This is a genomic window from Pseudomonas fluorescens group sp., from assembly GCF_020093335.1.
GTDB classification, from domain to species: domain Bacteria; phylum Pseudomonadota; class Gammaproteobacteria; order Pseudomonadales; family Pseudomonadaceae; genus Aquipseudomonas; species Aquipseudomonas petroselini.
In genome coordinates this window covers 1-13,018 of record NZ_JAIOKW010000030.1, presented here as the reverse complement: position 1 = coordinate 13,018, position 13,018 = coordinate 1, and the positions used below count along the sequence as shown (strand labels likewise).

The 13,018-nt window shown below is 60.2% G+C and carries 11 protein-coding genes; 6 read left to right on the top strand and 5 right to left on the bottom strand.

The features are described from left to right. Window positions 1–97 precede the first annotated feature (97 nt). The 4 genes from leuA to K7431_RS23390 form a co-directional block, all read right to left on the bottom strand. Complete coding sequence (gene leuA, locus K7431_RS23405) at window positions 98–1,777, bottom strand: 2-isopropylmalate synthase (RefSeq protein ID WP_015885732.1); 1,680 nt, start codon at window positions 1,775–1,777, stop codon at window positions 98–100. Between the two features lie 324 nt (window positions 1,778–2,101). After that, window positions 2,102–2,923 (bottom strand): M23 family metallopeptidase, encoded by an 822-nt coding sequence (locus K7431_RS23400; protein WP_015885731.1) that lies wholly within the window; start codon window positions 2,921–2,923, stop codon window positions 2,102–2,104. Window positions 2,924–2,926: 3 nt separating this feature from the next. Further along, window positions 2,927–4,306 carry an exodeoxyribonuclease VII large subunit gene (gene xseA / locus K7431_RS23395; protein ID WP_015885730.1) on the bottom strand — a complete coding sequence of 460 codons (1,380 nt, stop codon included), beginning with the start codon at window positions 4,304–4,306 and terminating at the stop codon, window positions 2,927–2,929. 30 nt (window positions 4,307–4,336) lie between these two features. Further along, on the bottom strand, window positions 4,337–5,227 hold the full coding sequence (locus tag K7431_RS23390) for a LysR family transcriptional regulator (RefSeq protein ID WP_015885729.1): 891 nt from the start codon (window positions 5,225–5,227) through the stop codon (window positions 4,337–4,339). A 99-nt stretch (window positions 5,228–5,326) separates the two neighbouring features. Between K7431_RS23390 and K7431_RS23385 the strand changes: the two genes are divergently transcribed. The 5 genes from K7431_RS23385 to K7431_RS23365 all read left to right on the top strand — a co-directional run bounded on the left by K7431_RS23385 (window position 5,327) and on the right by K7431_RS23365 (window position 10,449). Next, window positions 5,327–6,094, top strand: a complete 768-nt coding sequence (locus K7431_RS23385; RefSeq protein ID WP_043205848.1) for a sulfite exporter TauE/SafE family protein — start codon at window positions 5,327–5,329, stop codon at window positions 6,092–6,094. Window positions 6,095–6,237: 143 nt separating this feature from the next. Next, the gene (locus K7431_RS23380) at window positions 6,238–6,786 is read left to right on the top strand and encodes a hypothetical protein (RefSeq protein ID WP_015885727.1); all 549 of its coding nucleotides are present in this window, start codon (window positions 6,238–6,240) and stop codon (window positions 6,784–6,786) included. A gap of 104 nt (window positions 6,787–6,890) precedes the next feature. Next, window positions 6,891–8,360, top strand: coding sequence for an IMP dehydrogenase (gene guaB, locus K7431_RS23375; protein ID WP_015885726.1), 1,470 nt, complete (start codon window positions 6,891–6,893; stop codon window positions 8,358–8,360). 80 nt (window positions 8,361–8,440) lie between these two features. Beyond that, entirely contained in the window at window positions 8,441–10,018 is a 1,578-nt protein-coding gene (gene guaA, locus K7431_RS23370; RefSeq protein WP_015885725.1) for a glutamine-hydrolyzing GMP synthase, read from the top strand. 185 nt (window positions 10,019–10,203) lie between these two features. After that, a complete protein-coding gene (locus K7431_RS23365) occupies window positions 10,204–10,449 on the top strand; it encodes a helix-turn-helix domain-containing protein (RefSeq protein WP_015885724.1) in 246 nt (81 codons plus the stop codon). A gap of 130 nt (window positions 10,450–10,579) precedes the next feature. Here the strand turns inward: K7431_RS23365 and treR are convergent, their stop codons facing one another. Continuing rightward, a complete protein-coding gene (treR, locus tag K7431_RS23360) occupies window positions 10,580–11,284 on the bottom strand; it encodes a trehalose operon repressor (RefSeq protein ID WP_015885723.1) in 705 nt (234 codons plus the stop codon). A 239-nt stretch (window positions 11,285–11,523) separates the two neighbouring features. On the opposite strand from treR, the gene treP reads away from it, so the two are divergent. Beyond that, window positions 11,524–12,966 (top strand): PTS system trehalose-specific EIIBC component, encoded by a 1,443-nt coding sequence (gene treP, locus K7431_RS23355; RefSeq protein WP_015885722.1) that lies wholly within the window; start codon window positions 11,524–11,526, stop codon window positions 12,964–12,966. Window positions 12,967–13,018: the final 52 nt, after the last annotated feature.

The window sequence follows — 13,018 nt, the reverse complement described above, 5'->3', positions numbered from 1 at the left end:
GGGGGCTTGCCCCCGATGAGGTCCTCACAGACATCACAAAACCAAAAAAAGGCCCCTGGACTCCTATCCAGGGGCCTTTCACATTTAAGCAGACTGCTTAAGCCGCTTTGGCTTCCTGCTGGCTCAACGAGCGATTAAGCGCACTGAACAGGGCCTTGAAGCTGGCCGTGGTGATGTTTTCATCAATACCCACGCCATGCACCGGACGCTCGCCGTTCACACGCAGTTCGATGTACGCCGCCGCTTTAGCGTTGGTGCCCGCACCGATTGCGTGTTCGTTGTAGTCCATGATCTCCACGCCAATCGGCAGGCCCGCCACCAGCGCTTCCAGCGCGCCGTTGCCTTTGCCTTTCCAGTGCAGGTTGGTTTCGCCCTGGCCTTTGCCCGAAACTTCCACCTCGACAAAGCTGTTGCCGTTCTCTTCCTGCAGGCGATGGCTGACCAGCGCATACGGGGTGTTGGCTTGCAGGTATTCACGCTGCAGCAAGGCGTAGATCTGCGGTGCGGTCATTTCCAGGCCGACGCGGTCGGTTTCGGCCTGTACCACCTGGCTGAACTCGATCTGCATGCGACGCGGCAGGCTGATGTCGTATTCCTGCTCCAACAGGTAGGCGATGCCGCCTTTGCCCGACTGGCTGTTCACGCGAATCACCGCTTCGTAGCTGCGGCCAATGTCGGCTGGGTCGATCGGCAAGTACGGCACTTCCCACAGCGCGTCGTCTTTCTGCTGGGTGAAGCCCTTGCGGATTGCGTCCTGGTGCGAACCGGAGAACGCGGTATGCACCAGGTCACCGACGTATGGGTGACGCGGGTGAACCTGGATCTGGTTGCACTCCTCGACGACTTTGCGCACGCCATCGATGTCGGAAAAGTCCAGCTGCGGGTCGAGGCCCTGGGTGTACATATTCAGCGCGACGGTGACGAGGTCGACGTTACCGGTACGCTCGCCGTTGCCGAACAGGCAGCCTTCGACACGATCAGCGCCGGCCATCAGGCCCAGCTCGGTGGCGGCCACGCCGGTGCCACGGTCGTTGTGGGTGTGCAGGCTGATGATCACGCTGTCACGACGGTTGATATGGCGACCGAACCATTCGATCTGGTCGGCATAGATGTTCGGCGTGGCGCATTCCACGGTGGCCGGCAGGTTGAGGATCATCTTGTGCTCAGGCGTCGGGTTCCACACCTCGATCACCGCGTCACAGACTTCCTTGGCAAATTCCAGCTCGGTGGCGCTGAAGGTTTCCGGGGAGTATTCGAAGGTCCACTGGGTTTCCGGCTGCTGGGCGGCGTATTTGACGAACAGCTTGGCCGCGTTGACCGCAATGGCCTTGATGCCTTCCTTATCCTGGTTGAATACGATGCGGCGGAACGACGGCGACGTGGCGTTGTACAAGTGCACGATGGCTTTCTTGGCACCGCGCAGGGATTCGAAGGTCCGTGCGATCAAGTCTTCACGGCCCTGGGTCAGCACCTGGATGGTGGTGTCCTCGGGGATGTGGTTGTCTTCGATCAGGGTACGTACGAAGTCGAAGTCGGTTTGCGAGGCGGCCGGGAACGACGCTTCGATTTCCTTCACGCCAACGGCGACCAGGGTCTTCCAGAAACGCAGCTTTTTCACGGCATCCATCGGCTCGATCAACGACTGGTTGCCGTCACGCAGGTCGGAGCTGCACCAGATCGGCGCTTCGGTGATGGTCTTCGATGGCCAGGTGCGGTCCGGGATATCGATGGTCGGGAACGCGCGGTACTTCGAAGACGGGTCTTTGAGCATGCTCATCGGGAAATCCTTTGTAGTAGGGGCCGAGAAAAGGCGGCCTGCCGTAGAACTGTTTTTAGGGATAAAACGTAAGGACGAGGCAGATCGATTCAGCCTGGCAGTCGTGCGCTGACAAGGCACAGGCTGCGGTGCTGGCGGAGCTGAATGAGGGTGTGAGAGGTTTTCATAAGCTCAACCCTAACCGCCGGGGTGAAAGATGGCAAGCAGTCGCTAAAAATTGAGAGAAGTTCTTCTATCTGCGTAGGAAACGAGATTTTATGCTTGGGGATGAGTGGCAGGCTGGTTTTAATTGCGCGCCCATTATCGGGCGCGCAATTGAGCGTTTCAGGGTTGGAACGCGCCGATAAAGATCGCCGGGTCAACCCGTGCGTCGTTCAGGCTGACATTCCAGTGCATGTGCGGCCCCGTCGCGCGGCCCGTCGAACCGACCTTGCCCACCACTGCGCCGCGTGCCAGTTGCTGGCCCACTTTCACGTCGATCTTCGACATGTGGCAGAACATGCTGATAAAGCCCTGGCCATGGTCGACGAACACCGTGTTGCCGTTGAAGAAGTAGTTGCCCACCAGAATCACTTTACCGTTAGCCGGCGTCTTGATCGGCGTACCGGCGGGCACGGCAAAGTCCAGGCCCGAGTGGGGGTTTCGCTCTTCACCGTTGAAGAAACGACGCACGCCAAACTTGCTCGACAGCGGCCCGTTCACCGGTTTGTCCAGTACCAGGTTGCTCGGCAGGTTCGGGCTGAAGCTGCGGTAGGCCTTGATCTGCACTGCCAGCTCCGCCTCGATGCGTTTGAGCTGCGCCGGGTCGGGGTTCACCTGGCTTTTGTTTTTCAGGGTGATGCGTTGTTCCGGGTACTGCTTGTAGCCGACGATAAACGGCAGGCTGCGCCCACCACTGCTGATGCGCTCGTTGCCCGGCTTGACGGTCAGAGGGATGCCGACAATCGCCAGCCAGTTGTCCGCCTCTTTCACCACCAGCACCGGCTTGCCTTGGTACGTGGCTTTCGGTGCGGCGGCCGAAGGGCCCAGCTCGACCACGGCCACACCCCCTGGCACCGGTTTGTTCAGGGTGCGGGTGATGTAGCTGTCGGCGTGGGCGTTAAACGTGAGGCACAGCAGCATCAACAGGCTAAATAGACGTGGCATCAATCAATCCAATAACGAAAGGGTGACGGGTGTCAGGTGGTTGTCTTCCACCCGCACTTGCAATTGGCCCTCACCGAGGCGTGCGGTCAGGCGCTGTCCGGTGTGGGTCTGCGCGGCAGTGCGAATGGCCTGGCCACGCTCGTCCAGCAGGATGCTGTAGCCACGGCCCAGGGTCGCCAGCGGGCTGACCACGTGCAGCGTCTGCACCTGGCTTTGCAGCTGCAGGCGCCGCGCCTTGAGGCCTTCGCGCATGGCGCGAGGCAGGCGTTCGGCGAGGCTCTCCAGGCGTTGGCGCAGCAGGGCCAGTTGACGGCCCGGGTGTTGGCCGGCGAGGCGGGTTTCCAGGCGGATCAGCCGTTCGCGCCGGGTATTGAGGCTGCGCTCAAACGCGCGACGCAGGCGCATGTCCAGGTCGTCCAGGCGCTGGGCCTGTTGGCGCAGGCGTTCGCCGGGGTGACGCAGGCGCCGGGCCATGCCTTCCAGGCGCAGGCGGTCATGGCTCAGGCGGTTGCGCATCAACATCACCAGGCGGCGGTGCAGGTTTTCGACCTGGCGCACCAGGTGGCTGGCGTCTGGCGCGAGCAGTTCAGCCGCGGCGGAGGGGGTAGGGGCGCGCACGTCCGCCACGAAATCGCTGATGGACACATCGGTCTCATGCCCGACAGCGCTGACGATGGGCGTGATGCAGGCGTCCACCGCACGGGCCACCGCTTCCTCGTTGAAGCACCAGAGGTCTTCCAGTGAGCCGCCGCCACGGGCCAGGATCAGCGCGTCGAAGCCACGGGCATCCGCCAGTTTCAACGCGCGCACAATCTGAGGGATGGCTTCGCGGCCTTGCACGGCGGTGGGGATCAGTGTCAATTCAATGTTCGGCGCCCGACGGCGGAACACGCTGATGATGTCGCGAATCACCGCGCCAGTCGGCGAGCTGATAATACCAATGCGCCTAGGGTGCGCAGGCAACGGTACCTTGCGCTCGGCACTGAACAAGCCTTCGGCGCTGAGCTTTTCCTTCAACGCATCGAACGCCAAGCGCAACGCCCCATCACCGGCTGGCTCGACGGTATCGAGGATCAACTGGTAGTCGCCACGGCCCTCGAACAGCGAGACCTTGCCGCGCACTTTCACGGCCAGGCCATCTTTCAATGCCTGGCGCACCCGTGCGGCGTTATTGCGGAACAGCGCGCAACGCACTTGGGCGCCACTGTCCTTAAGGGTGAAATACACGTGGCCGGAGGCCGGGCGGGCGAGGTTGGAGATCTCGCCTTCTACCCAGATATTGGTGAACACGTCTTCCAGCAACACCCGCGCGCGGCCGTTGAGCTGGCTGACAGTCAGAATTTCGCGGTCCAGGCCCAGTCGGGCAAACGGGTCTTTAATCATGAGGAGCGATCTTTAATCATGGGCGGCAGTTTATAGGCATTCGCGCAAGGTTTGGCAGAATTGCTCCACCAGCGCGCTCGGCGTCTGCGCGCAGGCCAGGGCCACGGTGCTGAGGCAGTCCGGGTCGGCCAGGGGCAAAAAATGCACGTTGGCCGGGGCAATGTCCTGCATGGATTTTGGTAACAAAGCAATGCCGAAGCCGGCCTGGATCAGCTGCAGCTGGGTGGTCTTGCGCGACATCACTCGCGCGGCCTTGGGGAAAAATCCCGCGCGCATGCATAACTCGGCTGACAGATAACTCAGGCCGCCGCGTTGTGGGTGGGGGATCGAGATAAACGCTTCGTCCCGCAATTGCTCCAGCTCGATGGGCGCAGGACTGCGCGCCAGCGCATGATTGGGCGGCACCGCCAGCAGCAGTTGTTCGCTGTATAAAGGCACCACCCGCACCCCCTCACGCTGGCGCAGCACGGGCAAGCGCAGCACGCCGACTTCCAGGCGACCGTCGGCGATTTCTTCCAACTGCGCTTCGGAGGACAGTTTGACGATATCCATCGACACCCCAGGGCAGCGGTCCAGCCAGGTGCTGATGCCTTGCAGCAGCGGGCCGCTGATCGGCACGGTGCTCGAATGGCTCAGGCGCAGCGTGCCGAGTTCGCCATTGCCCACTTGGGTTGCCAGCTCGCTGGCCTTGAGTAATTCACTCAGCAGGTTGCGTGCTCGCGGATAGAAGGCCTCACCCGCAGCCGTGAGTCGCGGTTGGCGTGCGGTGCGTTCGAACAGCGGGGTGTGCAGCTGGGTTTCCAGCGCTTTGATCTGTCGACTCAGGGCCGATTGCGCCACGAACAGGCGCTCGGCGGCGGCACTGAAACTGCCGCTGTCAGCGATTTCGACGAAGTAGCGCAGTTGGCGGGTGGAAATCACACGTCATGCCTTTTCGAGATGAGTGGAGGGCTTTGAAGATATTAGTCGCATCGCTCGCCGATGGCTAAAGTGATGACTGTCTCTAACAAGGAATTCCCCATGAGCCCGGTTGAGCTGATGAGTCAGTGGTCGTTTGGTGGTGCGGATTGGCTGCTGATCGGCGTGGGTGTGGTGGTGGCCTACATCGTGTTTGGCATTGCGGGTTTCGGCACTGCGCTGGTCGCGGGTCCGATCCTGATTCTATTTATGCCGCTGTCGAAAATCATCCCGTTGCTGGTGCTGTTGGACTTTGTCGCGGCGTTTGGCAACCTGCTGCAATCGCGGCGGGACGTGAACACGCCGGAGCTGCTGCGATTGCTGCCATGCATGGCCATCGGTTGCACGCTGGGTGTGGTGTTTTTGCTCAATCTGCATTCCGACGTGTTGCTGCTGTTGATGGGCCTGTTTATCAGCGCCTATGCGCTCTACAGCCTTATGGTCAAGGCGCGGCCCGCGCAGCTGGCGGCGGGGTGGTCGATTCCGATGGGGACGGTGGGCGGCTTGTTCGGCGCGTTGTTTGGCAGTGGCGGCTTTTTATATGCGATCTACTTGAACAGCCGCCTGCCCAAGGACGCGGCGCGTGCCACCCAGAGTGCGTTGATCAGTTGCAGCACGGTGGTGCGCTTGAGCCTGTTTTTGATTGCCGGGGTGTATGCGGATCTGCCGTTGCTGATGTTGGCGCTGTGCCTGTTGCCCGCGATGGCGCTCGGGCTGTGGTGTGGGCGCAGGTTGACCATGCGTATGTCGCGTGAGGCATTTGTGCGGTTGGTGACATGGTTGGTGCTCGCCAGTGGAATTGCGTTGATTGGACGGTATTTGAGTACTTGACCTGTGTGGGGCAGGGATTAAGCTGCCAGCCTTCAGGGCCTCTTCGCGGGCAAGCCCCTCCCACCTTTGAAGGTATTCACCCTTCAAAAATGTGGGAGGGGGCTTGCCCCCGATGACGCCAGACGCCACACCGCAGGACTCCCATGAATTCCCAAAGCATCCTTGTCCCGAAAATCTCCACCTTGCCCGTCCACGAACCCCGCGCCCGGGCGATCGTGCGTTGGCTGGTGCGCAAGAACATCATCAAGGAAGAGCTGACCACCTGCGGTCGCACCGGCAACCGCATGGCCTACGCCCTGGCCGATGGCGCCCGCGCCGTGGTGCTGCACCCCGAGGCGTTGCCGTTCAACGAGCCCATCAACGGGCTGGAAATCATCTACAAACGCTGCATCTACACCCCGGCCAAAGGCTTTCTCGAGGAAGCCGGTTGCCCGGAATGCCTCAAGGAAGTCGGCGAAGCGCTGTTCGAAAGCCTGGAAGACTGGATGCCCGGCCACACCGACAACTTCACCTGCCCGCTGTGTGGGCATGAAGACGACATCAACGGGTTCCTGTTCCTGCAGGAATGCGGTTTTTCCAACCTGGGATTCATCTTCAACAACTGGGCGGAGGCGGGGTTCAAGCAGAGCTTTATCGACGAATTCGCCGATTGGCTGGATCAGAAGATGAGTTGGGTCAAAGTCGAGCTTTAACCCATCTATCAGTATTACCAAGTTTGTCAGAGTTTTACATTGAGCCCGGCAGGGTGCATGTATATAATGGCGCGCTTCCATTTTCCCGCTCGGGAGCCCCCGCGATGCTGCGTATCAGCCAAGAAGCTCTGACATTCGACGACATTCTCCTAGTGCCCGGTTATTCCGAGGTGCTTCCTAACGAAGTCAGTCTCAAGACCCGCCTAACCCGTGGCATCGAGCTGAATATTCCCCTGGTTTCCGCTGCCATGGACACCGTCACCGAAGCCCGTTTGGCAATTGCCATGGCTCAGGAAGGCGGCATCGGCATCATCCACAAGAACATGACCATCGAGCAGCAAGCTGCCGAAGTGCGCAAGGTCAAGCGTTACGAAGCCGGTGTGGTGAAAGATCCAATCACCATCGAAGCCGACGCCACCGTGCGTGACCTGTTCGAACTGACCCGCCTGCACAACATCTCCGGCGTTCCGGTGCTGCACGATGGCGACCTGGTCGGCATCGTCACTTCCCGTGACGTGCGTTTTGAGAACCGTCTTGAAGTCACCGTCCGCGAAGTGATGACGCCTAAAGAGCGTCTGGTCACGGTCAAGGAAGGCGCCGACAAGAACGATGTGCGCGAACTGCTGCACAAGCACCGCATCGAGCGCGTGCTGATCGTCGACGACAAATTCGCCCTCAAGGGCATGATGACCGTCAACGACATCGAAAAAGCCAAGGCTTACCCGCTGGCCAGCAAGGATGACCAAGGTCGTCTGCGCGTTGGCGCCGCCGTCGGTACCGGTAAAGACACCGGCGACCGCGTTTCGGCGCTGGTTGCTGCCGGTGTTGACGTGGTGGTGGTCGACACTGCCCACGGTCACTCCAAAGGCGTGATCGACCGCGTGCGCTGGGTCAAACAGAATTTCCCTGATGTACAAGTGATCGGCGGCAACATCGCCACCGGCGCAGCGGCCAAGGCGCTTGCCGAAGCCGGCGCTGATGCGGTCAAGGTCGGTATCGGCCCTGGCTCGATCTGCACCACGCGTATCGTCGCCGGTGTCGGCGTGCCGCAAATCAGCGCCATCGCCAACGTCGCCGCTGCCCTTGAAGGCACTGGCGTCCCGTTGATCGCCGACGGCGGTATCCGTTTCTCCGGTGACCTGTCCAAGGCCATCGTGGCCGGTGCTTCCTGCGTGATGATGGGCTCGATGTTCGCCGGTACTGAAGAAGCACCGGGCGAGATCGAACTGTTCCAGGGGCGTTCCTACAAGGCTTACCGCGGCATGGGTTCGCTGGGCGCCATGTCCCAGGCGCAAGGCTCTTCCGACCGTTACTTCCAAGACTCCTCTGCAGGCGCCGAGAAGCTCGTCCCGGAAGGCATCGAAGGCCGTGTGCCATACAAAGGCACCCTGAGCGCGATCATCCATCAACTGATGGGCGGCCTGCGTTCCTCGATGGGCTACACCGGCAGCGCCGACATCGAAGAAATGCGCACCAAGCCAGAGTTCGTACGGATCACCGGCGCCGGCATGGCTGAATCCCATGTCCACGACGTGCAGATCACCAAGGAAGCGCCAAACTACCGCGTAGGTTGAGGCTTCCAGCAAAATGTTAAGTAACCGGGGCTGTTCTTCAGCCCCGAGTTGTTTCTGATTCATTAGACGAGACTGACTTCATGGCCCTCGACATTCACGCCCACCGCATCCTGATCCTCGACTTCGGTTCCCAGTACACCCAGCTGATTGCCCGCCGCGTGCGTGAAATCGGCGTGTACTGCGAACTGCACCCGTTCGACATGGATGACGAAGCGATCCGCGAATTCGCACCGAAAGGCGTCATCCTCGCCGGTGGCCCCGAGTCCGTGCACGAAGCCAACAGCCCGCGCTGCCCGCAAGCCGTATTCGACCTGGGCGTACCGGTCTTCGGCATTTGCTACGGCATGCAGACCATGGCCGAGCAACTGGGCGGCAAGGTTGAAGGTTCCGAGCTGCGTGAATTCGGTTATGCCCGTGTGGACGTGGTCGGCAAGAGCCGCCTGCTGGACGGTATCGAAGACCACATCGACGCCGACGGCCTGTTCGGCCTCGACGTGTGGATGAGCCACGGTGACAAAGTCACCAAGATGCCGGAAGACTTCCACATCCTGGCCAGCACCCCGAGCTGCCCGATCGCCGGCATGTTCAGCGACGAGCGTCGCTACTACGGCGTGCAGTTCCACCCGGAAGTGACCCACACCAAACAAGGCGGCCGCATCCTGTCGCGCTTCATTCTCGACATCTGCGAGTGTGAAGCCCTGTGGACCCCGTCGAAAATCGCTGAAGACGCCATCGCCCAGGTTCGTGCCCAGGTCGGCACCGACAACGTATTGCTCGGCCTGTCCGGCGGCGTTGACTCCTCCGTGGTCGCCGCGCTGCTGCACAAAGCCATCGGCGACCAACTGACCTGCGTCTTCGTCGACAACGGCCTGCTGCGCCTGCACGAAGGCGAGCAAGTGATGGCCATGTTCGCCGAGAACATGGGCGTCAAAGTGATCCGCGCCAACGCCGAGGACCAGTTCCTCAACAACCTGGCCGGCGAGTCCGACCCGGAGAAGAAGCGCAAGATCATCGGCCGCACCTTCATCGACGTCTTCGATGCCCAGTCCAACAAACTGGACAACATCAAGTACCTCGCCCAGGGCACCATCTACCCCGACGTGATCGAGTCGGCCGGCGCCAAGAGCGGCAAGGCCCACGTGATCAAGTCCCACCACAACGTGGGTGGCCTGCCTGAGGAAATGAACCTCAAGCTGGTAGAACCGCTGCGCGAACTGTTCAAGGACGAAGTCCGCCGTCTGGGCCTGGAACTCGGCCTGCCGTACGACATGGTCTACCGCCACCCATTCCCAGGCCCAGGCCTGGGCGTACGCATCCTCGGTGAAGTGAAAAAGGAATACGCCGACCTGCTGCGTCGCGCCGACCACATCTTCATCGAGGAACTGCGCAAGGCCGACTGGTACCACAAAGTCAGCCAGGCGTTCGTGGTCTTCCAGCCAGTTAAGTCGGTTGGCGTAGTAGGCGATGGCCGTCGTTACGCATGGGTTGTGGCCCTGCGTGCCGTAGAAACCATCGACTTCATGACCGCGCGTTGGGCACACCTGCCGTACGAACTGCTGGAGACTGTCAGCGGCCGTATCATCAACGAGATCGAAGGTATTTCGCGCGTGACGTATGACGTGTCGAGCAAGCCGCCGGCGACGATTGAGTGGGAGTGATCCTGCGGTAGCAGGTGAGTGCTGAATAACAAAACCCCGGCCATGTGCCGGGGTTTTGTGTTTATGGCATGTAAGCTTTTGGTCAAAAACTGTATCAGATAAACAATATTCAGAATGGAATGCATCGTATAGGGTGCATAAATTCAGATTTATCTATTCATGCAGTGTATGGGGTGCATTTTGATATGGAAGAGTTAGGCAAATTGATCCGTAGCCTCCGTAAAACAGCTGGCCTTTCACAAAGTCAGCTTGCGCACCGTCATGGCATGAGCCGCTCCACCATTTCGGGGATCGAGAACAACACGATCTCCGAAGTGGGAACTCGCAAAGTCGCAGCGATCCTCGAGGGCTTGGGGTACGAATTGACCGCCATACCAAAACGTCGGCGCAAAACCCTCGATGAATTGAAATCAGTGAGCTTCCATGATTAGTCAAAGGGATCGGTGGTATATCGGCGAAGCACTCACCCAGAGTTCGCGGCGGTAGGAGAGAAGATGGCCGCTGCCTGGGCAGCAGGACTGGCGAAGAGCATCACAGGGCAATGATCTTCCCGACTTATGCTCAACGCCGCGCAATATCCGAAAAATAAAACTTATCCAACGTATGCCGCGACTCGGTGTACTCGAACTGCCGCCCGTCCTGCAAAAACGTCTGGTTGCTCACCACGATCACGTGGCTTTGGCCCTCGAGGTCGAGGTGCGTCTGGTCGTCTTTGCCGCGCGGCAGGGCCTCGATGGTGCGTTGGGCATAGGCAATTTGCAGCTGCAGCGTCTGTTCGATAAACGCGTAGATCGACTGCTCGGCAATCGCGCGGTCCAGGCCGGGGATCACGTCGGCCACGAAGTGGTTGATGTCGAGGATCACCCGTTTGCCGCCGATGCGCCGTACCCGTTTGATGCGGGTGATCAGGGCGCCCGGTTCGGCTTCGATGTGTTGCAGCAGTGAACCTTCCAGTGGGAACTGGGTGAATTCGACCACTTCGGTGCGTACGTCATCGCCCAGGTCGGCGTGGGTTTCGTGGAAGCTGACGATGCCGCCCAGTTGGAACTCGATCGGGTTGGGCGACAACACGAAGGTGCCCTTGCCGTGGATCTTTTGCGCAAACCCACGCTCCTGCAACTGCTCGATGGCCCGACGCACGGTGCCTCGGCTGGCCTGGTAGCTGTCCATCAATTCGGTTTCGGAGGGAAGGCGCGTGCCGCGCTGCAGGCGTTCAGTGGTGATGCTGGCAAGCAGATCCGTATAGATCTGGTTGTATTTGCTCATGGGGATGGCTCTTTGCCGGGGTTGCGGTCAAGGCAGGAACCTTAGTGGCAGAGAGGGGGTTTGTCCATTAGACCCTTGGATTTATGCGGCTTGCAGCGATGCGGCGGCCTACAGGAAATAAACAAAATTAAACTCGTACAGACGAGTTGTTGCTTTAACTCGTACAGACGAGTACTTTTGCCCTCGGCGTGCTGCCAATGACTGCCCCTCAAATAAAAAAATCAAAGTGGAAAACAAGCATGAGCCACGACTATTCGAACATTGCCCGCGAGATCCTCGAAAACCTCGGGGGCAGCGACAACCTTGAGCAAGCTGCCCACTGTGTGACCCGTCTGCGCCTGGCGCTCAAGGACCCGAGCCTGGTCAACAGCAGCGCGCTGAACCAGGTCGATCTGGTCAAGGGTTCGTTCTTTACCGGTGGCCTGTTCCAAGTGGTGATCGGCCCCGGCGAAGTGGAAAAGGTCTACGCCGCCCTGCGCGAACAGACCGGCCTCGCCGCCGCCACCATCGCCGATGTGAAGAAGAAGGGCGCCGACAAGACCAATGCCATGCAGCGCCTGGTAAGGGTGTTCTCCGATGTGTTCATGCCGATCCTGCCCGCACTGATCATCGCCGGCCTGTTGATGGGCGTGAATAACCTGATGGGCGCCAAGGGCATGTTCATCGAGGGCAAGACGCTGCTGGAGGCGTATCCGAACCTGGATGGCCTGTGGAGCCTGATCAACCTGATGGCCAACACCTCGTTCGTGTTCCTGCCGGCGTTGGTCGGTTGGTCGGCGGCCAAGCGCTTTGGCGGCAGTGAAATCCTTGGCATCGTGCTCGGCCTGATGCTGGTGCACCCGGACCTGCTCAACGCCTGGAACTATGGCAAGGCAGTGGCCGGGCTCGACGGTCAAAGCTTGCCGTACTTCGATATTTTCGGTTGGTTCCAGATCGAGAAGGTGGGCTACCAAGGGCAGATCCTGCCGATCCTGATGGCGGCTTATGTGATGAGTGTGATCGAGAAATGGCTACGTGCGCGGGTGCCCAATGCAATTCAACTCCTCGTCGTGCCGATCACCACCATTGTCGTGACCGGTGTGCTGGCCCTGGCCATCATCGGCCCGGTGACCCGTCACCTTGGCATCCTGATCACCGAAGGCGTGGTCACCCTGTTTGACCTGGCGCCGATGGTCGGCGGGGCGATTTTCGGCCTGCTGTATGCGCCGCTGGTGATCACCGGCATGCACCACATGTTCCTCGCCGTGGACCTGCAGCTTATCTCCACCCAGGGCGGCACCTTTATCTGGCCGATGATCGTCATGTCCAACCTGGCCCAAGGCAGCGCCGCGCTCGCGGTGTTCTACACCACCCGCAATGCGCGGGACAAAAGCATGGCGTCGACCTCGGCGATTTCCGCGTACTTCGGCATCACTGAACCGGCGATGTTCGGGGTGAACCTGCGCTTCAAATTTCCGTTTTATGCGGCCCTGGTGGGCTCGGCGCTGGGCAGCATTTTCCTGTCGCTGAACAAGGTGCAGGCGTCGGCCATCGGCGTGGGGGGCTTGCCTGGGTTTATTTCGATCGTGCCGCAATCCATCGCGGTGTTTGTGATCGGCATGGTCATCGCGATGGTCGTGCCGTTTGTTTTGACCTGTGCGTTGAGCATGAAGATTGTTCGGCCTGGGTACAGGGTTGCTTGATCTACCGCAATCGGGGGCAAGCCCCCTCCCACATTGAAACGCATTTCAAATG